Origin of the sequence: Neobacillus nitrireducens, from assembly GCF_030915405.1 — a bacterium.
GTDB lineage: Bacteria > Bacillota > Bacilli > Bacillales > Cytobacillaceae > Neobacillus.
Genome location: NZ_CP133262.1, coordinates 2,150,028 through 2,173,689, shown reverse-complemented (window position 1 = coordinate 2,173,689; position 23,662 = coordinate 2,150,028). Strand labels below are relative to the sequence as shown.

The 23,662-nt window shown below is 38.3% G+C and carries 19 protein-coding genes, 12 tRNA genes and 1 pseudogene; 27 read left to right on the top strand and 5 right to left on the bottom strand.

Going from position 1 to position 23,662, the window contains the following annotated elements; translation table 11 throughout:
- The first annotated feature begins 1 nt into the window (after position 1).
- The 22 genes from RCG22_RS10535 to RCG22_RS10430 all read left to right on the top strand — a co-directional run bounded on the left by RCG22_RS10535 (position 2) and on the right by RCG22_RS10430 (position 12,702).
- Positions 2 to 75 (top strand) — tRNA-Asp (locus RCG22_RS10535).
- A gap of 27 nt (positions 76 to 102) precedes the next feature.
- Positions 103 to 175 (top strand) — tRNA-Phe (locus RCG22_RS10530).
- Between the two features lie 13 nt (positions 176 to 188).
- Positions 189 to 264: transfer RNA gene (locus tag RCG22_RS10525), tRNA-Thr, on the top strand.
- A gap of 27 nt (positions 265 to 291) precedes the next feature.
- Positions 292 to 376 (top strand) — tRNA-Tyr (locus tag RCG22_RS10520).
- A 5-nt stretch (positions 377 to 381) separates the two neighbouring features.
- Positions 382 to 455 (top strand) — tRNA-Trp (locus RCG22_RS10515).
- 11 nt (positions 456 to 466) lie between these two features.
- Positions 467 to 542 (top strand) — tRNA-His (locus RCG22_RS10510).
- A gap of 24 nt (positions 543 to 566) precedes the next feature.
- Positions 567 to 641: transfer RNA gene (locus RCG22_RS10505), tRNA-Gln, on the top strand.
- A gap of 4 nt (positions 642 to 645) precedes the next feature.
- Positions 646 to 720: transfer RNA gene (locus RCG22_RS10500), tRNA-Gly, on the top strand.
- 8 nt (positions 721 to 728) lie between these two features.
- A tRNA-Cys gene (locus RCG22_RS10495) sits at positions 729 to 802 on the top strand.
- A 44-nt stretch (positions 803 to 846) separates the two neighbouring features.
- Positions 847 to 932, top strand: a tRNA-Leu gene (locus RCG22_RS10490).
- A 27-nt stretch (positions 933 to 959) separates the two neighbouring features.
- Positions 960 to 1,041: transfer RNA gene (locus RCG22_RS10485), tRNA-Leu, on the top strand.
- Between the two features lie 373 nt (positions 1,042 to 1,414).
- Positions 1,415 to 1,738 (top strand): DUF3870 domain-containing protein, encoded by a 324-nt coding sequence (locus RCG22_RS10480; RefSeq protein WP_308106776.1) that lies wholly within the window; start codon positions 1,415 to 1,417, stop codon positions 1,736 to 1,738.
- 245 nt (positions 1,739 to 1,983) lie between these two features.
- The gene (locus RCG22_RS10475; RefSeq protein ID WP_308106775.1) at positions 1,984 to 3,171 is read left to right on the top strand and encodes a CaiB/BaiF CoA transferase family protein; all 1,188 of its coding nucleotides are present in this window, start codon (positions 1,984 to 1,986) and stop codon (positions 3,169 to 3,171) included.
- Between the two features lie 16 nt (positions 3,172 to 3,187).
- Positions 3,188 to 4,396, top strand: a complete 1,209-nt coding sequence (locus RCG22_RS10470) for an acyl-CoA dehydrogenase family protein (RefSeq protein WP_308107128.1) — start codon at positions 3,188 to 3,190, stop codon at positions 4,394 to 4,396.
- 186 nt (positions 4,397 to 4,582) lie between these two features.
- Positions 4,583 to 4,656 (top strand) — tRNA-Gly (locus RCG22_RS10465).
- A gap of 129 nt (positions 4,657 to 4,785) precedes the next feature.
- The gene (gene queG / locus RCG22_RS10460; RefSeq protein WP_308106774.1) at positions 4,786 to 5,916 is read left to right on the top strand and encodes a tRNA epoxyqueuosine(34) reductase QueG; all 1,131 of its coding nucleotides are present in this window, start codon (positions 4,786 to 4,788) and stop codon (positions 5,914 to 5,916) included.
- Positions 5,917 to 6,001: 85 nt separating this feature from the next.
- Positions 6,002 to 6,874 carry an amidase domain-containing protein gene (locus RCG22_RS10455; protein WP_308106773.1) on the top strand — a complete coding sequence of 291 codons (873 nt, stop codon included), beginning with the start codon at positions 6,002 to 6,004 and terminating at the stop codon, positions 6,872 to 6,874.
- A 74-nt stretch (positions 6,875 to 6,948) separates the two neighbouring features.
- Positions 6,949 to 7,422: a tRNA (uridine(34)/cytosine(34)/5-carboxymethylaminomethyluridine(34)-2'-O)-methyltransferase TrmL gene (gene trmL, locus RCG22_RS10450; protein ID WP_098260730.1), complete on the top strand. Its 474-nt coding sequence runs from the start codon at positions 6,949 to 6,951 to the stop codon at positions 7,420 to 7,422.
- A 56-nt stretch (positions 7,423 to 7,478) separates the two neighbouring features.
- Entirely contained in the window at positions 7,479 to 8,228 is a 750-nt protein-coding gene (gene nfsA, locus RCG22_RS10445) for an oxygen-insensitive NADPH nitroreductase (RefSeq protein ID WP_308106772.1), read from the top strand.
- A 329-nt stretch (positions 8,229 to 8,557) separates the two neighbouring features.
- Entirely contained in the window at positions 8,558 to 10,453 is a 1,896-nt protein-coding gene (locus RCG22_RS10440; RefSeq protein WP_098260731.1) for a PrkA family serine protein kinase, read from the top strand.
- Between the two features lie 273 nt (positions 10,454 to 10,726).
- Positions 10,727 to 11,893, top strand: coding sequence for a sporulation protein YhbH (gene yhbH / locus RCG22_RS10435; protein WP_308106771.1), 1,167 nt, complete (start codon positions 10,727 to 10,729; stop codon positions 11,891 to 11,893).
- Positions 11,894 to 12,060: 167 nt separating this feature from the next.
- Positions 12,061 to 12,702, top strand: coding sequence for a copper homeostasis protein CutC (locus RCG22_RS10430; RefSeq protein ID WP_308106770.1), 642 nt, complete (start codon positions 12,061 to 12,063; stop codon positions 12,700 to 12,702).
- A 97-nt stretch (positions 12,703 to 12,799) separates the two neighbouring features.
- On the opposite strand, the gene RCG22_RS10425 is transcribed toward RCG22_RS10430, so the two are convergent.
- Positions 12,800 to 13,228, bottom strand: a complete 429-nt coding sequence (locus RCG22_RS10425) for a PTS sugar transporter subunit IIA (protein WP_308107127.1) — start codon at positions 13,226 to 13,228, stop codon at positions 12,800 to 12,802.
- Positions 13,229 to 13,339: 111 nt separating this feature from the next.
- Positions 13,340 to 14,776 (bottom strand): annotated as a pseudogene (nagE, locus tag RCG22_RS10420) (N-acetylglucosamine-specific PTS transporter subunit IIBC); the annotation flags it as partial.
- 302 nt (positions 14,777 to 15,078) lie between these two features.
- On the opposite strand from nagE, the gene nagA reads away from it, so the two are divergent.
- From nagA to RCG22_RS10395, 5 genes are all read left to right on the top strand, one after another.
- A complete protein-coding gene (nagA, locus tag RCG22_RS10415; protein ID WP_308106769.1) occupies positions 15,079 to 16,278 on the top strand; it encodes an N-acetylglucosamine-6-phosphate deacetylase in 1,200 nt (399 codons plus the stop codon).
- A complete protein-coding gene (gene nagB / locus RCG22_RS10410) occupies positions 16,275 to 17,012 on the top strand; it encodes a glucosamine-6-phosphate deaminase (protein WP_308106768.1) in 738 nt (245 codons plus the stop codon). The genes nagA and nagB overlap by 4 nt, the downstream gene beginning before the upstream one ends.
- Before the next feature lie 85 nt (positions 17,013 to 17,097).
- Complete coding sequence (locus RCG22_RS10405; RefSeq protein WP_098260737.1) at positions 17,098 to 17,820, top strand: GntR family transcriptional regulator; 723 nt, start codon at positions 17,098 to 17,100, stop codon at positions 17,818 to 17,820.
- 25 nt (positions 17,821 to 17,845) lie between these two features.
- On the top strand, positions 17,846 to 18,583 hold the full coding sequence (locus RCG22_RS10400; protein WP_308106767.1) for an SIS domain-containing protein: 738 nt from the start codon (positions 17,846 to 17,848) through the stop codon (positions 18,581 to 18,583).
- Positions 18,584 to 18,755: 172 nt separating this feature from the next.
- Positions 18,756 to 19,763 (top strand): CAP domain-containing protein, encoded by a 1,008-nt coding sequence (locus tag RCG22_RS10395; protein ID WP_308106766.1) that lies wholly within the window; start codon positions 18,756 to 18,758, stop codon positions 19,761 to 19,763.
- 42 nt (positions 19,764 to 19,805) lie between these two features.
- Here the strand turns inward: RCG22_RS10395 and RCG22_RS10390 are convergent, their stop codons facing one another.
- From RCG22_RS10390 to RCG22_RS10380, 3 genes are all read right to left on the bottom strand, one after another.
- Entirely contained in the window at positions 19,806 to 20,945 is a 1,140-nt protein-coding gene (locus RCG22_RS10390; RefSeq protein WP_308106765.1) for an ATP-binding protein, read from the bottom strand.
- A gap of 258 nt (positions 20,946 to 21,203) precedes the next feature.
- Complete coding sequence (locus RCG22_RS10385) at positions 21,204 to 22,730, bottom strand: GGDEF domain-containing protein (protein WP_308106764.1); 1,527 nt, start codon at positions 22,728 to 22,730, stop codon at positions 21,204 to 21,206.
- 164 nt (positions 22,731 to 22,894) lie between these two features.
- Positions 22,895 to 23,554 (bottom strand): FMN-dependent NADH-azoreductase, encoded by a 660-nt coding sequence (locus tag RCG22_RS10380; protein WP_308106763.1) that lies wholly within the window; start codon positions 23,552 to 23,554, stop codon positions 22,895 to 22,897.
- Positions 23,555 to 23,662: the final 108 nt, after the last annotated feature.

Sequence of the window (23,662 nt, the reverse complement as noted above, 5' to 3'; positions counted from 1 at the left end):
TGGTCTGGTAGTTCAGTTGGTTAGAATGCCTGCCTGTCACGCAGGAGGTCGCGGGTTCGAGTCCCGTCCAGACCGCTTTAATTTTTTCTTAGATCTTAATTAGGCTCAGTAGCTCAGTCGGTAGAGCAAAGGACTGAAAATCCTTGTGTCGGCGGTTCGATTCCGTCCTGAGCCACCTTTAGTTTTTTGCCGGTGTAGCTCAACTGGTAGAGCAACTGAATCGTAATCAGTAGGTTGGGGGTTCAAGTCCTCTCGCCGGCACCAGAAGCTGGCAACATGAATATTATATGTGGAGGGGTAGCGAAGTGGCTAAACGCGGCGGACTGTAAATCCGCTCCCTCCGGGTTCGGCGGTTCGAATCCGTCCCCCTCCACCATTTATAGGGGTATAGTTTAAAGGTAGAACGAAGGTCTCCAAAACCTTTGGTGTGGGTTCAATTCCTACTACCCCTGCCAATTATATTGTGGCGATTGTGGCGAAGTGGTTAACGCACCTGATTGTGGTTCAGGCATTCGTGGGTTCGATTCCCATCAGTCGCCCCATAATATGAAATTTTTTTAAAACGTTGGGCTATAGCCAAGCGGTAAGGCATCGCACTTTGACTGCGACATGCGTTGGTTCAAATCCAGCTAGCCCAGCCAAATTGCGGAAGTAGTTCAGTGGTAGAACATCACCTTGCCAAGGTGGGGGTCGCGGGTTCGAATCCCGTCTTCCGCTCCAATAGTAATGGCGGCATAGCCAAGTGGTAAGGCAGAGGTCTGCAAAACCTTTACCACCGGTTCGAATCCGGTTGCCGCCTCCATTAAGTAATTGCAAAGTATGGATAAGAATAGGTAATTAGATTTTGCCGGGGTGGCGGAACTGGCAGACGCACAGGACTTAAAATCCTGCGGTAGGTGACTACCGTACCGGTTCGATTCCGGTCCTCGGCATTGCTTTATCAAAATAATTTTATACGCGCCGGTGTGGCGGAATTGGCAGACGCGCACGACTCAAAATCGTGTTCCGTGAGGAGTATCGGTTCGACCCCGATCACCGGTATCAATTTGTTTAAAGAAAAACGCTTCTCAGATAACGCTTGAGAAGCGTTTTTTTTATGAATTTTATCGCTTTATGGATATCTTAACTTAGGATATTTTCCTTTGTTTAAGAATGATGAATCTATTCGTTACTCTGATTGATGGTAGAACTCTTGTATAGTAACGAATAGAAGCTAATCGTGCCCATCAGAAATGAAAAAACATGATAACGGTAACGAATAGACATGATTCGTGCTCCTCGGTGTTGAAAATTCATAAAAAAGATAATGAATATTTCCCCAGTCCCCCATCGTTCCCCTTATTCCAAATGATCAGTAACTAATGTAAGATATATCCTATACTACATTTTATTAATAGAAAGGTAGATTCAATTGATGAACGGAAAAACTTTGTTTATTGCAGGGCATGCCCGGTTACCCCAAGGGATCGCAGCAAAAAGTGTATTTGAAACATTGACGATTACCGCTGAAATTGATAGAAACTATGGGGTCATACTCGAGGCCTCTTGTACATTGGCTACCGAACATGCCCGCGAATTTGTTGGCCAGGTATTAAGGGGGATGAGTTTAAACGACGGTATTGAGGAAGCAATCGCTGCGCTGCAAATGTATTACCGTGGGAAGGCAGCTAATGCTTTGGTGGCGGCGTTAAAAGATCTAGATCTCCATTATCAGCAAATCAAATCTACTGAAAAGTAATTGTTGAAAAATTCTAATTATTAGTATATAGTTAAAATAACAACTGGGTGACGGCAAAGTCCTTGCTGCATGACCAGATGATCGTATGAAAAAATGATTATATTAAAATTGACTATATTCACTTGAATTTCCTTTGCGGGAAGACGAGCTATGAGTAGGAGTCAGTAAATCAATCAATGGGATATTTCATTGTTTGTTTTGCTGGCTCCTTTTTGTTTTTTTATAGTCGGAAAGAGGTGATAAGTGTGAAAGGGGCACTTGATGGAATCCGAATTTTGGATGCTTCGCGCGTACTAGCAGGACCATTTTGCTCTATGATTCTCGGGGACTTGGGAGCAGAGGTAATAAAGATTGAACACTATGCTTCAGGTGATGAAACAAGAGGCTGGGGACCACCGTTTGTAAATGGAGAAAGTGCGTATTATTTATGTGCCAATCGGAATAAACAAAGTATGACACTTAATCTTAAATCAGAAGAGGGAAAAGAAATCTTTGCCAAATTGGCTTCAAACAGCGATGTCGTGATTCAGAACTTTAAATCTGGAACACTTGAAAAAATGGGTTTAGGATATTCGCAGCTAAAAGCAAATAACCCCGGAATGATTATGGCCTCCATTACGGGGTTTGGGTCAACGGGTCCTTATAAGGATTTACCTGGCTATGATTATATCATTCAAGCGATGAGTGGGCTGATGAGTATCACTGGTGAACCTGATGGGAGTCCGGTTAAAGTCGGAGTGGCAATCGCAGATGTTTTAACGGGATTATATACCTGTATAGGAATATTAGCGGCTTTACAGCATCGAAACGAGACTGGAGAAGGACAGGAAATTGATATTTCACTGCTGGATTGCCAGGTTTCCTCATTAATTAACGTGGCGAGTAATTATTTATGTAGTGGTGCGATTCCAAAGCGAATGGGGAATCGGCACCCCAATATTTCCCCATATCAGGTGTTTAAGACCAAGGACGGGGAGCTTGTCATTGCCGTAGGAAATGATCAGCAGTTTAAGCAATTTGTTGCTGTTTTGGGTAGACCTGAATTAGCAGAAATGGAAGAATTTATTCATAATGAACAGCGTCTAAAGAATACCGATAAACTGATTGCCATTTGTGAAGAACTGCTTTCAAAAAAGCCGAAAAATGAGTGGAAAGAACGATTAGATGCAGCAGGCGTTCCGAATGGCCCAATCAACACCATTGCTGAAATGTTTGAAGATCCACAGATAAAGGAGCGAGAGATGATAGTCGAAATGGAGCATCCATTAATTGATAAACTTCAATTAACGGGCTCACCGTTGAAGCTATCTCAAACACCAGTAACGATGAGGAGACATCCCCCATTGTTTGGCGAACACACAGAAACACTATTAGAGAGCATTGGATACAATTCCGAAGAAATATCTAGTTTAAAACAAAAAAATATTATTTAGGAGGAAATATTAAATGATGAACTTCGAATTAACAGATGAGCAGCAAAGTGTTAAGGAAATGGTTAGAAAATTTGTCGATAAGGAAATCATTCCAAATATTCAGGAGTGGGATCGCCAAGGTCATTTTGAACCTGCGATTTTGAAAAAATTGGCGGATTTGCAAGTTATGGGTGTTTGTATCCCTGAAGAGTATGGCGGAGCTGGCATGGATTATAATACTCTGGCTATTGTATGTGAGGAACTAGAACGAGGAGATACTGCCTATCGGACTGCCGTTTCTGTTCATACAGGGCTAAATAGTATGACGCTATTGCAATGGGGATCTGAACAACAAAAACAAAAGTATTTAGTCCCTCAAGCACAAGGGCACAAAATTGGTGCTTTCGGATTAACAGAACCGAATGCGGGGTCTGACGTGGCTGCGATGAATACAACTGCTGCTAGAAAGGGAGATTACTATATTCTGAATGGGTCTAAAACATGGATTTCTCTCTGTGATTTTGCCGACCATTTCTTGATTTTTGCCAAAACAGACCATGATATTGGGCATAAAGGAATTACTGCATTTATTGTAGAGCGTAGTTTTGAAGGGGTTGAAACGAAGGCGATCAAGGGTAAGTTGGGTATTCGCGCAGGAAATACTGGAGAGGTATTTTTAACCGATGTAAAAGTACCTATTGAGAACAGATTGGGTGAAGAAGGCGAAGGGTTTAAAATTGCCATGGCCGCACTAGATAATGGTCGATTTACAGTAGCTGCAGGAGCAGTTGGTTTAATAGAAGCCAGCCTTGAAGCAAGCCTAAAGTATTGCCATGAACGAAAAACATTTGGGAAAGAAATTGGAAGACACCAGCTTGTACAGCAAATGATCGCGAAAATGAGTGCAAATCTTGAGATTTCTAGACTGTTAGTTTTTAAAGCGGGTTGGTTAAAGAATCAGGGGAAACGAAATACCCAGGAGACATCACTTGCTAAGTGGATTTCCTGTAATGCTGCTTTTGATGCAGCAAATGATGCCGTTCAAATCCATGGCGCCTATGGATATTCCGATGAATATCCAGTAGAACGGTTTTTGAGGAACTCCAAAGCTCCAGTCATCTATGAAGGTACGAGAGAAATCCATACGATTATGCAAGGAGAGTACGCTTTAGGTTATAGGGAAGATAAACCACTTCGTGAACAATTGCCTGCATGGCCTTTTGAACAAGTTTCCGTAACTAAGTAGTTGCTAGGAGTATAAATTGAAAAAACCGGTCATTGACCGGTTTTTTCAGCTTAAAGAATTAGAGTAGTGCTGTAAGATTTTATCATCATAAAAAAATTCGACAAAATATGCGTTTTTCTCTTGACGATGTTAAAAATAGTGTGTAATATTGAAAAGGTCAGTTGATGACATTAATATTAATCCTTTGCGGGTGTAGTTTAGTGGTAAAACCTCAGCCTTCCAAGCTGATGATGAGAGTTCGATTCTCTTCACCCGCTCCATACATACTAACTAACGCAGTGTATCGTTACATAGGAGAACGATGCATTGCGTTTTTTCCTATTTTATTTTGGAATAAAACATATAAATATCCATGTCGTTCATTCTAGTTAAGAAGGGAGGTTCACTCTATGAATGTAAACAAGCTAAAGGAAGAATTAATTGAATATAGTAAAAAAATTGGAATTGATAAAATTGGTTTTACGACCGCTGACACGTTCACTGAATTGAAAAGTCGATTAGTAAGACAGCAGGAGCTTAACTTCCAATCAGGATTTGAAGAACCAGATATTGAGAAAAGAGTGACCCCTTCATTATTATTAGAGGAACCACGTTCGATCATTGCCATTGCGATTGCCTATCCTTCAAAAATGAATCACCGCGTAGAAAGTAAAAAGGGTGAGAGAAGAGGGATTTTCAGCAGGGCATCATGGGGTCTTGATTATCATCATGCTCTAAAGGATCGCTTAAATAAACTTGAGGAGTTTATCTTAGCAAGAATGCCGGAAGCTCGGTTAAAATCGATGGTCGATACTGGGGAACTCTCTGACCGCGCTGTGGCAGAGCGCGCAGGAATTGGCTGGAGCGGGAAGAATTGTGCGATTATTACACCTGAGTTTGGGTCCTATGTATATCTTGGAGAAATGATTACGAGTATTCCTTTTGAACCGGATACCCCGATTGAAGACCAATGCGGGTCGTGCACCAAGTGTTTGGATGCATGTCCAACAGGGGCATTGGTTCAAGGTGGACAAATAAATGCCCAGCACTGTATTTCATTTTTAACTCAAATAAAAACATTTATCCCCGAGGAGTTTAGAGATAAAATTGGTAATCGTGTCTATGGCTGCGATTCCTGCCAAACTGCATGTCCAGTTAACAAGGGGAAGCACTTTCATTTCCATGAGGAACTTGAAGCGGATCCTGATATTGCCAAACCACTGCTAAAGCCAATCTTAAAATTAAGCAATCGGGAATTTAAATCTAAATTTGGAAACATAGCTGGTTCTTGGAGGGGGAAGAAACCCATTCAGCGGAATGCGATCATTGCGCTGGCACATTTTAAGGATGAGACAGCGATTCCTGATTTAGTTGAAGTTTTGGAAAACGAGGGAAGTCCGGTTTCAAGAGGAACAGCTGCTTGGGCCTTGGGCAAAATTGGCGGTGAAACAGCCTTTTCTGCACTTGAAAGGGCTCAAGCGCATGAAAAAGATCCTGAAGTACAAAATGAAATAGAAAAAGGTTTAAGTTTTTATAGGTAAAAATGAGCGAACTCAAGTAGTTCGCTTATTTTTTTTGATTAAATCCGGCCTTCTTTCATATGTATGAAAGAAGGGGGTGGAGAGTATGCTTCATTTAATTCAAGATTTATTTGAAAAGAGAGTAAATCAATTTGTTTCCGATAAAAGAACTCATAAAGTATTTTTTCCAAAGGCTGAACAGAAACAAAGTGCATTATCAAAAAGGGATGCAGAAATTGTCAAAGTTAAAGCGGCAGGTCGAATAATAGAGATGAATGAGGAGGAAGAATTTCAAACGGTAAAATATCAAGCCCATTATCAATATTTAATTAAGCAAAAAGAGATGCTTTACATGGAGGAAGAAATAGAAGAAAGATTAGCAAAGTTTTATAAAAAGGCTTTAGTAATGGATGAGGAAATTAACCCTTATGAGTATCAAAAATCTCCCCCACTGCCAACTACACTAAACTTAGAGGAGACGGATGAGCGATTAAGCTTTCAGTACGATCGTTTAAAAGCTGTGCAGTATGCAGAACGGTGGTGGAATAGCTATAATCCTTCGTATATAAAATTTGAAAATGATTGCACCAACTTTATCTCGCAATGCCTTCATATAGGCGGGGCACCGATGAGAGGTTATCCCGTCCAGGGTTCAGGCTGGTGGCTCCAAAATAAAAAATGGAGCTATAGCTGGGCAGTGGCAAATTCTTTAAAGCTATACTTTGCTCTTTCAAAGAGTGGTTTACATGCAAGGGAAGTCAGCAGCCCTGATCAATTGTTATTAGGCGATGTTATTTGTTACGATTTTGAAGGGGATGGCCGGTTTAATCATAATACAATTGTAACGGGTAAAGATGCAGACGGAATGCCGTTAGTGAATGCCCATACGTATAATAGCCGGATGAGGTACTGGGCGTATGAAGATTCATCTGCTTATACACCTAATATAAAATATAAGTTTTATACAATCCTTGGTTAAAATTGCATCTTTATTGAAAGGATAAATCCTCGTGGTATAATGGCATGTAGAGTTTTTTACCCGAGGTGAGCAGCGTGTCAATAAATGTAGTATTATATCAGCCACAAATTCCTTCCAATACTGGAAATATCGCAAGGACATGTGCAGGAACAGATACCAACTTACATTTAATCCGTCCATTAGGGTTTTCGACGGATGATAAAATGTTAAAAAGAGCAGGCTTGGATTATTGGCAATACGTCAATATTGTCTATTATGATTCATTAGAGGACTTTTATGAAAAGAATGCTGGCGGTGAATTTTTTTATATAACCAAATTTGGTCAAAAGGCTTTTAGCAGCTTTGATTATAGTAATTCAAGCAAAGATTATTTCTTTATCTTTGGACGAGAAACGACGGGACTCCCGAAAGATGTCATTGAAAACAATAAAGAAGTCAGCTTAAGGATTCCAATGAATGAAAATATTCGTTCCTTAAATCTTTCTAATACAGCTGCCATTCTTATCTATGAGGCGCTGCGTCAACAAAATTATGCGCATCTAAAATAATGGAAGGGGGTCCATCGGGCCTCCTTTTGATTAATGGAAAGGAAGTTGGGTTTTTTATGAATGAAGTAATTGAAACGATTCTAAACCACCGCTCCCTCCGTCATTTTGAGGACATGCCCTTAACAGAGGAACAAATCAAAACGATTGTTTCTTGTGCCCAATCAGCGTCTACATCGAGTTTTATTCAGGCCTATTCGATTATTGGTGTTAAAGACCAAGCGAAAAAGAAAAAATTGGCTGAGATTGCCGGTAACCAGGAATATGTTGAAATAAACGGCCACTTTTTCATTTTTTGTGCAGATCTTAATCGTCATTCCATTATTGGGGAGATGGTACAAACAGATGTTACTCCTTCTATCGAAAGTACGGAAAAGTTCATGGTTGCTCTAATAGATGCATCTTTGGCAGCACAAAACGCCGCAATTGCAGCTGAATCGATGGGTTTGGGGATTTGTTACATAGGTGGAATTCGTAATAATCTTGAAGAGGTTAAAAACCTATTAAAAACTCCTGAACGGGTGATTCCTTTGTTTGGACTTGCGGTTGGAGTTCCAACAAAATTGACAGATAAAAAACCAAGGCTACCGTTTGAACATATCTATCATGAAGATGAATATGAACAAGATAAACAGGTATATGTTAGTCAGCTTCAAAAATACGATGATTTAATTTCAAACTATTACAATGAGCGGACCGAAGGGAAAAGAAAGGACCGCTGGAGTGTACAAATGGCAAAGATGCTTGATCGAAAGAGCAGGATGTATATGAAGGAATTTGTTCAAAAAAACAAACTGGATCTTAAATAAAAAAAACTGCCAAGCGGCAGTTTTTTTTATTTTGAAGAACCTGGTTTGTCATTATAACCTGATGTTAAGATTGCAGTCAAAAACGTGATCATTACTAATATTACGATGAAAGTGTTCATGTTTATGTATTGCCCCCTTTGTTATACATTTTTCATTTTTATCACACATATAGTTTTATTATAGCCTATCTTAGAAAAATGAAAAGAGGAAGATTCTTTTTATTGTAACAAAAAAGATAGACGCTAACTCGCATTGGTTACGCATGTTCAATAGCTTATCAGCATAGAGTATATTAATCGTCTCTGATTAACCTACAGGGGGAGGGCCTTATGGATATTCTAAAAAAAATCGAGATGTATCGCGAAGAAGAAGAAAAGTTACGTTGGGAAGGGTCATTCGCAGATTATTTACAGTTGTTGAAAGAGAAGCCATGGGTTGCACAGTCGGCACATTCACGAGTTTATAATATGCTTAAAGATGCAGGAATTACTGAAGAAAAAGGGACGAAAAAGTATGAATTCTTTAGCAATCAATTATTTGGTTTAGAGGAATCGCTTGAACGGCTTGTTGAGGAGTACTTCCATCCGGCAGCAAAAAGGCTCGATGTAAGGAAGCGTATTTTATTGTTAATGGGTCCTGTTAGCGGCGGGAAGTCCACTCTTGTTACTATGCTGAAAAGGGGACTTGAAGCCTACTCTCTCACTGATAGAGGCTCTGTGTTTGCCATTAAAGGATGCCCAATGCATGAAGATCCATTGCATTTAATTCCACACCATTTGCGAAAGGACTTCCATGATGAGTATGGAATTCGCATCGAAGGTAATCTTTCACCATTGAATATGATGAGACTGGAACAGGAGTATGGCGGACGAATTGAGGATGTTTTAGTGGAAAGAATCTTCTTCTCCGAGGATAAACGAACTGGAATCGGAACGTTTAGCCCATCCGATCCAAAATCACAGGATATTGCCGATTTAACAGGGAGTATTGATTTTTCAACGATTGCAGAATTTGGTTCTGAATCAGATCCGCGTGCCTACCGCTTCGATGGTGAACTTAACAAGGCGAACAGAGGAATGATGGAGTTCCAGGAGATGCTAAAGTGTGATGAGAAATTCTTGTGGCACTTGCTATCCCTTACTCAAGAAGGAAATTTTAAAGCAGGCAGGTTTGCTCTTATCAGTGCTGATGAGCTAATTGTAGCTCATACGAACGAGACAGAGTATCGTTCGTTTATCTCCAATAAGAAAAATGAAGCACTCCATTCACGAATTATTGTCATGCCAATACCTTATAACTTGAAGGTTTCACAAGAGGAAAGAATTTATGAAAAGATGATTAATGAAAGTGATGTTTCTGATGTTCATATCGCACCGCATACGTTAAAGGTTGCTGCCATGTTTACGATTCTTACTCGTTTAAAGGAACCAAAGAAAGGCGATATTGATCTACTTAAGAAAATGCGCCTTTATGATGGGGAAAATGTGGAAGGCTTTAATACGGCGGATGTGGATGAACTTAAGAAGGAATACCCAGATGAAGGTATGAGTGGTATTGACCCTCGTTACGTGATTAATCGAATTTCATCTACTATTATTCGTAAAGAAATACCATCCATTAATGCACTTGATGTTTTAAGATCATTAAAAGATGGGCTTGATCAACATCCATCCATCACGGCAGAGTTACGCGAACGTTATATGAATTACATCTCATTAGCGCGGAAAGAGTATGATAATATTGCCAAGAAGGAAGTACAAAAAGCCTTTGTATATTCGTATGAAGAGTCTGCGAAAACGTTAATGGATAATTATCTTGATAATGTTGAAGCATATTGCAATAAATCCAAACTTCGTGACCCGCTTACTGGAGAAGAAATCAATCCAGATGAAAAGCTAATGCGTTCCATTGAAGAACAAATCGGAATTTCTGAAAATGCGAAAAAGGCTTTCAGGGAAGAAGTATTAATTAGAATATCAGCATTTGCAAGAAAAGGTAAACGTTTCGACTATAACTCCCATGACCGCCTTCGTGAAGCGATTCAAAAGAAATTGTTTGCCGATTTAAAGGATGTTGTAAAAATTACTACTTCATCGAAAACTCCGGATGAACAGCAATTGAAAAAGATTAATAATGTGGTTGCTAGGCTGGTTGATGAGCATGGCTATAATACAACATCAGCTAACGAATTACTGCGCTATGTTGGAAGTCTATTAAACAGATAAGTGGATTAAAATAGTTAGGACTGGCAGAAGGTAATCTGTCAGTCTATTTTTTTCCTTATAAAGGGCAACAGAAACCCGTGTTGCATCTACATTAATAATTTGTCCATTTTCATAGGCATAAGCACAATTGTCAAAATAATTTGTAAATTATTCTATGTTTCTGCATAGGATAAAGTAATCCATATTTATCTTCATTTTTTCACTCGAGTTATAATATGTATTTGATAAAAATGTGTGCATTTTTGAAACTAATAAATTAAGGAGGGGTTTACATTGTCAGTTAACAACAATCAATATGTAATTTCAAGAGAAGATTGGTCCCTCCACCGCAAAGGCCACGATGATCAGCAGCGACATCAGGAAAAGGTCCAGGAGGCAATTCGCAACAATCTTCCAGACTTGATTACTGAAGAGAGCATAATTATGTCTAATGGTCGAGATGTAGTAAAAATTCCGATTCGTTCATTGGACGAATATAAAATTCGTTATAATTATGACAAAAACAAACACGTGGGCCAAGGTGATGGTGACAGTCAAGTAGGTGATGTAGTAGCACGTGACGGCTCCAGTGGTCAAAAGGGACCTGGAAAAGGCCAAGGTGCTGGGGACCAAGCGGGTGAAGATTATTTTGAGGCAGAAGTATCCTTAATGGAACTTGAGGAAGCATTATTTAAACAATTGGAGCTTCCAAATCTAAAAAGAAAAGAAGAACAAGAACATCTTGTTGAAAACATTGAATTCAATGATATTCGCAAAACAGGATTAATGGGAAATATCGATAAGAAACGGACAATGATGTCTGCTTTTAAAAGGAATGCAATGACTGGGAAGCCTGCATTCCACCCTATATACAAGGATGATTTAAAATTCAAGACATGGAACGAGATAATCAAACCGGATTCAAAAGCGGTCGTCATCGCCATGATGGATACGAGCGGCTCAATGGGGATATGGGAAAAATATATGGCCCGCAGCTTTTTCTTCTGGATGACACGCTTTTTAAGAACGAAATATGAAACGGTTGAAATTGAGTTTATTGCTCATCATACAGAGGCAAAAGTAGTTAGTGAGGAGGATTTCTTTTCCAAAGGTGAAAGCGGTGGAACGATTTGTTCATCTGCTTACCGCAAAGCGCTAGAAATTATTGATGCCAAATACAATCCACGTAAGTTCAACATTTATCCATTCCATTTCTCTGACGGTGATAATCTCACATCGGATAACGCTCGCTGCGTGAAGCTAGTTGAAGAATTAATGAAAGTATCTAATATGTTTGGCTACGGTGAGGTAAATCAATATAATCGTCACTCTACCTTAATGTCAGCTTATAAAAACATTAAAGATGACCAATTCCGCTACTATATCCTTAAACAAAAAGCAGATGTATTTCATGCCATGAAGAGCTTTTTCCAAGCAGAAGAAGAAAAATTATTCGCTTAGCAAAAACGACTGGTGTCAGGCACCAGTCTTTTTTTTGCTATTGCTTCAAGTTTATACTTGAAGAATTGTTAAACTGGTAAAGATGACAGGAGGGAAAGAAAGCAGAAGATTTGATTTGCTTAGTGTTCAGGGGTATCCTTTGGGGTGTATTTGAAAGGTGGGTGTATATGCTAAAAGAAGTTTGTGTAGAGAATTTTACATTCGTTCCTGTGGCTATTGAAAAGGGAGGACATCGCATTGAGCTTTGTGACAACTTATTTGTTGGAGGGACTACTGTTAGTCACGGGGTAGCTGCAAAAACCATTACATATTGTCACTCCAAAAATACGAAGGTAATGACCATGGTCAGGCCTAGGGGCGGAAATTTTATTTATACTAAAGAGGAAATTGAAATTATGCAAAATGATATAACCCATTTCAAACAGTTAGGGACAGATGGAGTGGTGATTGGCTGCTTAAATGATTCTGATTGGATTGATGAGGAGGCCATGCTCAAACTGTTAGAATCTGCGAAAGGGCTGGATGTAACCTTTCACATGGCGTTTGATCAGATAATAAGTGAATATCAGTTTGATGCTATTAATTGGCTTGCGAAACATCAAGTCAATCGAATTTTAACTCACGGAGGGCCAAGTTCTAAATCAATCGAAGAAAACCTTAGCCGGTTGAAGGAATTTGTGGATTATGCGGCGGACCGAATTATAATTCTACCCGGCGGGGGAATTACTGATATGAACCTAAATACTATCGCAAGTATGATAAATATTAGTGAAGTTCACGGGACAAAAATTGTTGGTGAGCTTTGTTAAGTTGCTGACTCCAAATAAACAATTTAAATATCACTATAGTGGGGTTCAACCAAAAATATCAAAACATCGGCAGGTGCGCACCTGCCGATGTTTGCTGTTATTCAATTGATAGGATTCCGTCTTGACCTTGGTCTGAGTGTCCCTGTTTCTTTACATTTAATTTTTTTAAGTTTGTAAAGATAACTGGTGTAATCGCTGAAGGTGCTGATTTCTTAATAAATTCTAGATCGAAGGTCAGGATTTCCTGTCCTTTAGTAATACGCTCTCCTTCTTTTACAAGTACATTAAAGCCTTCACCTTTTAAATTGACAGTATCCAAGCCAATATGAATAAGGATTTCATAGCCTTGTTTAGATATAATTCCGATTGCATGCTTAGTAGGGAAAACACTCATGATTTCGCCGTCCACTGGTGAAACGACTGTACCTTTAGATGGGATAATTCCAAAGCCTTCACCCATCATTTTTTGAGAGAAAACCTGGTCCGGCACTTCAGAAATCGAAATAATTTCCCCTTCGATTGGCATGACAAAATCTTTTTCAGTAAGTGGTGAGAGTTCATTAGAATCAATCGAAGCCGACACTCTTTGTGTCAAATCCGAATTAAGTCTAGTCTTATCAAATTTAGTAGTCCCATTACGATGTTTTATAATTTCATCTGCTACAAATTGTACATTGGTTCCAACAATTACTTGGATGCTTTGCTTACCAACTATATTGATGCCAGGTACACCAGTTGCTTTAATTTTTTGTTGGTCGACTGCGTTCATATCTTTTACTTCCATTCTTAAGCGTGTTACACAATTGTCTACAGAAGTAACATTTGCGTCTCCACCAAGTCCTTCATATATTTGAGCGGCCATTGAGGCAAATTTACTTTCGCCTGCTGCAACGACAACCTCAGAAGACTCTTCATCGTCTTCTTCACGTCCAGGAGTCATTAAGTTGAATTTCGTAATAATGAATCTGAATAAGAAATAATAGATAACCGCAAACACTAAACCTTGAAGAATTAACATGTAAGGGTGGTTTGCTAACGGCAATCTTGAACTTAAAATAAAGTCAACTAAGCCTGCACTAAACCCAAATCCTGCTGTCCAATGAAATGCAGCAGCGATGGCTAATGAAATCCCGGTTAAAATAGCATGCACCAAATATAGCATTGGAGCTACAAACATAAAGGCAAATTCAATTGGCTCTGTTACACCAGTAAAGAATGCTGCGAAACCTGCTGCTAACATTAAGGAAGCCACTGTCTTTTTCTTTTTGTCTTTTGCAGTATGGTACATCGCTAATGCAGCTGCTGGTAAACCAAACATCATTACAGGAAAGAATCCAGCTTGGTACATGCCAGTAACGCCTTTAACTCCCTTTCCAGCCCAGAAATTACCGATATCATTAATTCCGGCAACATCAAACCAGAATACGGAGTTTAAGGCATGGTGCAGACCTGTTGGAATCAATAATCGGTTAAAGAACCCATATAAACCTGCGCCAAAAGCACCTAAGTGAGAGATGCCTTTTCCGAATGATACAAGTCCTGTAAAGATAACAGGCCATAAGAAGAATAAAACTGCAGAAACAACAAGCATAGATACTGCAGTCATGATTGGCACAAGACGCTTACCAGAGAAAAATGCTAAAGCATCCGGTAATTTAACATGACTAAATCGGTTGTACATCATGGAAGCTACGATACCGGAAAGAATACCAACAAAAGCATTTCCGATTTTTCCAAACGCAGGATCAACATCTTCCGGTTTAATCCCTTGTAATAATGAAACAGAACCAGTGGAAAGCAAGGTTGTTACAACCAGGTAAGCTACTAGACCACTTAACGCAGATGAACCATCTTTTTCTTTTGCCATCCCTAGTGCTACCCCAACTGCAAATAGAATCGGTATATTATCAATAATTGATGCACCAGCTTTAATTAAGAAAGCTGCTAGCGGACTATCTGCTCCCCATCCTGTAGGGTCGATCCAATAACCTATACCCATCAAAATGGCTGCAGCCGGTAAAACAGCTACCGGTAACATCAATGAACGGCCAATTCTTTGTAAATATTTTTTCATCTTATTACCCCCAATAAATTGTAAATAAAATTAACTTAAAAATGAATTATTTTCTGAATAATTGATACATGGTGTAAGCGCTTTTCCATTTCTAACTATAGCATTAAATATTTATAGATGTCTATACCAATTTTTTGTTTAAATATCATTTCTATTCTTATAATCCATAGAAATACTTTGGTATCAATTGGTATACATAGAAATGTGGTTTTCTTCAAACTTTCTAAATAAAGATATTGGTATAGACAACTAGAATATGGTGATGTTAATATTGAGCTATAATCTGAAAGGAAGTATCGAAGATGATTCCAGACGATAGTTATATTTTACTTATGGGTGTACGAGTATATTCAGACCAAAAAATAATTGATGATGGATATATAAAAATAAAAAATCAAAAAATTATTGAAATGGGTTCATCAAACGAGCTATCTGATCAGGACGGTTTTAATGTGATTAAAATTCCTGCCCATTTTAATGCAGTTCCAGGTTTTATCGATGTTCATATCCACGGTGTGGCTGGTGCCGACACAATGGATGCCACTAAGGAAGCACTGGAAACAATGGTCATGAGCCTACCGAAAGAAGGAACCACAAGTTTTTTAGCCACAACAATGACTCAAGAAGGAAAACAAATTGAAAATGCTTTAATAAATACTGGGAAATACATTAAAGAACAACAATCTCCAGGGAAATCTGAAATAATCGGGGTTCATCTTGAAGGGCCGTTTGTAAATTCAACAATGGCAGGAGCACAGCCGATTCAACATATAATCGACCCAGATATTGCTTTACTTAAAGAATGGCAAAAGTTGTCCAATAAAACGATTAAACTTGTCACGCTGGCCCCTGAAAGGCCAGGCGGATTAGACATGATTCGATATCTAAAGGCAAATGGAATCATTGCCTCGATCGGTCATACAAATGCAACTTATGATGAGGTTAACGAAGCCATTGAGGCTGGTGCAAATCACGTCACCCATCTTTTCAATCAAATGAGGGGGCTTCATCATCGCGAACCTGGTGTAGTGGGGGCAGCTTTTCTACGTGAAGAATTAAAAGCTGAAATTATCGTTGATGGGGTACATGTCCGTCCAGAAATGGTTAATCTTGCATTCAAACAAAAGCAAAGTGATGGATTAATTTTAATAACTGACTCGATGCGGGCAAAGTGTTTGAAAAATGGTAAGTATGATCTAGGCGGTCAAGAAGTCACCGTAAAAAATGGAAAAGCAATCCTTGAGGATGGAACCCTTGCTGGAAGCATTTTGAAACTGGGGCATGCAGTGAAAAATATCATCGCTTTCACTGGCTGTTCACTTGGTGAGGCCATTGAAATGGTTTCAGTGAACCCTGCAAAGCAATTGGGAATTTATGATCGGAAAGGCAGTATTTCTGTTGGAAAAGATGCGGACATAGTTATTTTAGATGAAGAAATGGAAGTTTATATGACTCTATGCCGTGGATTACTTGCTTTTAAAAGGGAGGAAAAATCAAAATGAGAGTTATTGAAGTAAAAGATTATCAACAAATGAGTAATAGGGCTGCGGAATATATTATCCAAAAGGTCGTTCAGAATCCAAGTATTAAACTTGGATTAGCAACAGGCGGAACCCCAATGGGGACTTACAAAAGCTTAATTGAGGATCACCAAAAGAACGGGACGTCCTATCAGAAGGTAACCACTTTTAATTTGGACGAGTATATCGGGCTATCAGGTAATAATAAAAATAGCTATCGGTATTTTATGAATGACCAGCTTTTTAATCATATAGATATCAATAAAGCTAAAACAAATATTCCGAGTGGCATTGCTGCCGACTTTCAAGAAGAATGCCATCGTTATGAAAATTTAATTGCTAGGCATGGTGGGGTTGATCTGCAAATTCTCGGGATTGGTGCTAATGGGCATATTGGGTTTAATGAACCAGGGACTTCCTTTCGTTCAACAACACACATTGTAAACTTAGCTGATTCGACCATTCAAGCAAATGCAAGATTCTTTAGCAGGATCGAAGAGGTTCCAACTCAAGCAATTACAATGGGGATTTCGACCATTTTGAAAAGCAAAGAAATTCTTCTTCTAGTTTCGGGGGAACAGAAAAAGGATGCACTTTTTAGACTTTTAAATGGAGAAATCAATGAAAGTTTTCCTGCATCCGTGTTGAAAAATCATCCGTATGTTACAATTATTGCAGATAAAGTGGCAATAGCTGATTTAAAGGTAAACTGTTAATAGAAATTCATGATTCTCTTTCAACAGCTTACCTTTATGTAATGTAAGGATGGCTATTTCAAGGAAAGGATGCAGTTGGAGGAAAATGATTATTAAGAATTCTCCCATTCCAATTTATTATCAAATTGAAGAATATATCAAAGAATTAATTGAAAACGGCGAACTGCGACCCGGTGATGCTCTCCCTCCAGAAAGGGAATATGCCGAAAAATATCAAATTAGCCGAATGACAGTTAGACAGGCCTTTACACAGTTAGTTAATGAGGGCTATTTGTATCGGTTGCAAGGAAAGGGAACTTTTGTTGCAGAAAGAAAAATCGAACAGCCCCTCCAAGGTTTGACAAGCTTTACGGAAGATATGAAAGCAAGAGGGCTAGAACCGGGAAGCCAATTAATTCATTTTGAAATTATTCCTGCGACAAGACAAATCGCAGGACAGCTTTTGATTTCTGAATATGGACCTGTATATGAAATTAAGCGGATTCGCATGGCAGACAGTGTTCCCATGGCCTTAGAAACAAATTATATTTCAGCGAATCTTGTCAAAGGATTAACAGAAGAAATTGTGAATAGATCCTTATACTCGCACATTGAAGGGCATTTAGATCTAAAAATTCATAGTGCGTCACAAATCATTGAATCCTCAATTGCCAGCCAAAGTGAGGCGAATTATTTGAAAATTAGCAGTGGAGCACCAGTTATGCTAATCCAAAGAAATACGTTTCTAAACGATAATACCCCTCTTGAATTCGTTAAATCTGTTTATCGTGCAGATCGTTACAAGTTTATGATTCAGATGAAACGATGATAGCATATATTGGAGGTTATTTAATATGTACAAACAATACTTCCACGAGCTTAAAGAATTATTAAGCTCAATTGAAAGAGATGAAAATGAAAGCCTCAAAATAGCTGCAGAGAAAGTCGCTCAGTGCATCCAAAAAGATGGAATCGTTCATGTCTTTGGCTGCGGACATTCCCATATCCTAGCGGAAGAATTATTTTACCGAGCTGGAGGACTAGTGCCAATAAACCCAATCCTTATGGAAGATTTAATGCTTCATAAAGGGGCTGTTCGTTCGTCCCAATTAGAAAAAGAAAATGATTTTGCTGAACAATTTATGACCAATGTAATGATTCATCCTCAAGATATTGTCATTGTTGTATCAACCTCAGGCAGGAACCCCGTGCCTATAGATGTTGCCGAAATTGCTAAAAATAAGGGTGCGTTTGTAATTGGAATTACATCATTTATATATACACAAAATGTGACCTCAAGACATAAAAATGGTAAGTATTTGTATTATACAACTGACCTTCCAATTGATAATCATATTAAGGTGGGGGATGCCTTAATGGAGCACAAGAATCTTGACATAAGCTTTGGGTCTGGATCAACGGTCGTCGGAATAGCAATTGTGAATGGAATAATGGTAGAAGCCATCAGTCTAATGATTGAAAATAATTTTGAACCGCCAATTTTTAAAAGTGGCAATGCTGATAGTGCTGAAGAACATAATCGCGAACTTATTAACAAATATAAAGGCCGGATTCCAATGTTAGAAAAATAAACCTCTTAATAAGAATAAGTTTGTTAACGAAGCCGACAGTTGCATTTGTTGGTTTTTTTTTATGGAAAAGTAGGCAGCCTGATACTTGAATACGTTTATTTTCCATCAATACTTTCTTTGAAAAACATCAAAACTAAGAGAGCAACTAGATTTTCAAGAGGAGGTATTTCGATTGATAAAAAAACCTGTGGGGTTACTGTTAACAGCGGTCTTAACAATGGGACTTGCTGCTTGTAATAACAATGATAAGAATGATATTAATAACCAGGCAAATAATCGTGTCGGAATGAACACCGATACGAGAGATAACACCCCGTACATGGATGTACGTAATGGGAGAGATGATGGGATTGACCATAATGGTCCATTAACTGAGGATTATACAAACAATAATAACAGTGAATCGGATCTTGATGTAAATCAGTTCAATAAAAAACGGAAATATAAGAAAAATTATAACAACAACAATGATAATGATATGATTTCTGCCTATCAGACATCATTGAACAGTAATCAATATCCTCATACTAGAGCGATATTGATCCGGGATGCGAAATACCAGTATATTACGATCGACCCAAGAAATTGGGCGTTTCAGCAGATACAACCCTTTATCCAACAACAAGGACCGACAGGACAGACACCGGCAGGGCAACCTGCGCCAATTCATCAAACAGTACCAAAGCACACAGCACCAGTACCAAAGCAAACAACACCAACAAGACAAGCAACACCAACAAGGCAAGCAACACCGGCTCCCAAACAGACAACTCAAACGCAAAATGCTCCAACAACTGGTACTGTTAGTCAATACGTACAACAAGTAATTGACTTAACTAATGCACAACGAAGTAAAAATGGACTGCCGGCATTAAAGGCAGATACCCAGCTAAGCGGTGTTGCTCAGAAAAAATCACTGGATATGCAGCAAAAAAATTATTTCTCACATACAAGCCCTACTTATGGATCTCCATTTGACATGATGAGGGACTTTGGTGTGACCTATAAATCTGCAGGTGAAAATATTGCTCAAGGACAACGTACACCACAAGAGGTAGTAACTGCCTGGATGAACAGTGAAGGGCACCGCAAAAATATTTTAAGTTCAAATTTTACTCATATTGGGGTAGGATTTGAACAGACAGGCAAACACTGGACCCAAATGTTTATCGGAAAATAAAAACAAACAAACCGGCAAAAGTTTAGCTTTTGTCGGTTTGTTTTAACTGATAATATTTTCACTTTTCATCATGGAAGAGATGGTTGGAAATTTAAAATAAAACGTGGTTCCTACTCCTATTTCACTTTCAGCCCAAATGGTTCCATCCATTGCACGAGCAATGCTATAGACCACCATCATCCCCAAGCCTGTTCCATTTTTTCCTTTTGTTGAATAAAAGGGTTCCCCTAATCGCTCCAACTGTTCAATGGTCATTCCAACACCTGTGTCTTTCACACTAATGGTCACGAAGTTTTTACTGTACTCAGTGGTTATTGTTAAATAACCTCCATTAGGCATGGATTCAATTGCGTTCTTAAGGACATTTACAAAGCATTGCCGAAACTTCTGGAGATCCCCTTTTATAAACCCAATAACGGAAAAGTCCGTATTAACCTCGACTGAATTTTGGTTCGCTAATGGCTGAAGTATATTTATGATTTGCCGTAATTCACTTTTTACATTTAGTTCTTCAAATGCCTCGAGTGATGGTTTAGCAAAGGTTAAATAGTCTTGAATAACCCGTTCAGCAGAAATTAACTCCTCTTTTACAATCGATAAATATTCTTTCCGTTTTTGTCTAGAAAGGTAATCATCTTGCAAGAGCTGAACAAAACCGCTGGCAGCTGTTAATGGATTTCGAATTTCATGGGAAATGGCTGCACCCATTTGTTCCACTGCTTTTAACTTTTCGGCTTTAATTAACTCCTGTTGCATTTCATTATTTCTTCTAACAAATTCGATTCCATATGAAATGATCCCAATTCCGAGTGAGGGAAGGAACAGGAACGCTATCCAAGCATCCAGCCAATTAGAATGGGGATGGGCGAAACTCATCCCAATGACTGTCAATATGCCGAGGGTTATTCCCATACATACGGTCACTAAAATACGGCGTGCGGCCACTTGCTTTAAAAACCATGGATATAATCGCCAAAATACTACTGTGAGAGGTGCATATAGCATCATTGTTAAATAAAAGCCTAAATCAAAGCCATAGAAACCTCTTATGATAATAATTGATCCAATTAGAATCGGGCCAATTCCAATATATAGGGCACCTAAAACAAGAGGAATAATCCTTAAATCATATCTGGCAGAAGGCGTCGGATTGTATGAGAATTGAATACATAACCATAACATAGCAATAAAAAAAATCGTAAGTGAGGACTTCGAAATGGTGATTTTTTTACAATTGTCGAAAAGAATCAAACAAAAAAACAAAATGATGATATATATTGAAAGGTTAAAAAAAAGATGTCTCGTAATTTCCATTAACATCACCATCCATAAAGGGCTGAAAGGAAAATTTTACTTGTATATTCTTCATTATACAACAAAGTGTGCAAAATATTTAGAAAAATTTGTTTGAATTTGATAAAAAAAGGAAGGCCTGTTTATTTACAAGCCTTCCAAACTTAAATGAGAAGATGAAATTGTATTTCTACCTTTTGTTTTAGATAAATATAATGCAGAATCAGCCATTTGGATTAATGCCTGAGGTTTTTCAATAGATGTTGGAACCATTGTGGCTATTCCAATACTTAGTGTAACAATATCAGCAATCTTAGAATTAATATGAGGGATTTTGAGTATCTTAATTGTCTCTTGAATTTGATATGCAATTTTCATCCCTTCCTCGATGGTTATGGAAGGGGAAATGAGAGCAAATTCCTCTCCGCCATAACGGCAAAAAGTATAATGAGAGTTAACAGACATTTGATTGTTAATAGCTTGTGCAATGGATTGTAAGCAAAAATCACCGGTTAAATGGCCATAAGTATCATTGTATTTCTTAAAGTAATCAATATCGAACATAATCAAGGTGATCGGTGAATGGGTTGTAACAGAATTTGCCCATTCTTTGTCAAGCGTTTCATCAAAATATCTTCGATTGGCTATCCCTGTTAGACCATCCATATAGGAGAGACGATTTAGCAATTCATTGGCCTCTTGTAATTTTTGTTCCGTTAGTTTGCGATCGGTAATATTCCTTGAAACGATAATCACTTTTTTGCTTCCATCTTCCTCAAAATGGACACTTTTAAGAGTGGATTCAATCCATACGTAATCTCCCATATTTGTCCGGTATCGGTAGGTTGATTCAGCCACACCTCTGAGAAGTGCTTTTTCAAACATCTTTTTTGTATACTCAATATCTTCAGGATGAATAAAATCATCCATCCTTTTACCAAGAAGTTCAGGATATTCAAAATGGATAATTTCTTTAACTGCAGGTGAAATGTATATATATTCGGCTTTTTCATTGTGCATGGTAATCATGTCGCTTGAATATTCAGCTAGGAGTCGGAATCTCTCTTCCGTCTCCTTCAATTTTTTAACATTCTGTTTTAATTGAGACTGTACTTCATACGAATTAACCACGAAAACAAAAAAATGATAGGCAAAAAAACCACCTATGAGGGAGATAATACTATGCATGATTAAAACATTTTGAAGGACATGTGAATTATCAATTCTAATTATAAAAATGATGGAAGTAATAAACACCCCGATTAAATTCAATAGGAAAGCTTTAAGGGTTCTTGAAATATTTATATTTGAAAGGCCCCCATAAAGTATCCCAGTCAATATCGCTCCGAACGCTCCCAGCACTGACGATTCATTAATACCAAAAAGAATGATTCTTCCTGCTGCAATCAGAATTGCAGTCAGCAACCCGGGTATATAACCACCAAAGATTGCAGCGATAACAATGGCCAAATGGCGTAAATCTGCAATAGTACTTGAATTTATTTGAATGCTAAATGCCATTAATACATTTCCTAAAATTCCAAAACAAAGGCCCCAATAAAGTTTGGTGGAAAGTGGTGAGGATGTGTATAATGGCTTATCTTTAAATAACACTCCCATAATAGAAAAGGAAGCAATTAATAGTGTTGCATTTGAGACAAAATCTTTTAACATGAAGACTCTCCTGGTTTTGTGAATGACTTTCCTTAACTATTGAAAATATCAAATATCTAATTTATGCATCTTTCCAATTATACTATGAATTAGATATTTATGACAAAGATAGATAATAAAAAAAGGCTTCCCTCTATTAAAGGAAACCCAATGTCATTTTTAGCCTAGATTGTGACAGGCTTACGCATGAATTCCTTTGCTGCAAGCCTGGCGTTTTCTTCTCCTGTTGCAAGAATTTCAGGTACCTTAAGCGGATTAATATCAAATCCTTCAGTAATAACAGAATCCATAACCTCAATCCCCAAGAAACGGAGAGCTATTTTTAAATAACGATCACCCGATTCCAACGCTTCCATAGGAGTACCAGTATACTGACCACCTCTTGTTTGGAGGTGAATGGCTTTTTTATTTGTTAATAGTCCTTTTGGTCCGTTCACGGTATGAGCAAATGTTTTACCAGCAATAAATAGATTGTCTATAAATGCTTTTAAAATGGCGGGGGAGTTAAGATTCCACATTGGAGAAACAAAGACAAAGTAATCATAACTGATAAACTCATTAGCGAGAGCATGCATTTTAAGTATCTTTTCTCGTTCAATCTCTGAAAGTTGATCTAAGGTATATCCGTAACCGGCTAATTTCCCCCTTGCAGAAACCAAATCGGCGTCCATTTGCGGAAATTCCAAAGAAAATAAGTCCATTTTCTTAATCTCAATGTCGGGACGCTCTTGTTGGAAAGACTCAAGGAAGGCTTCCCCTATTTTAAGTCCCTTTGACTTCTCGATGCCTTTTGGATTCGCAGTTACATAAAGTAATTTCTCCATAAAATACACGACCTTTTTTTATATATTTAGTTCAATATATTTATTATAAAAAAAATAACTTTGCTCAGTAATGAACAATAAGTGACGTTCTTGAACATTACGTGTCGG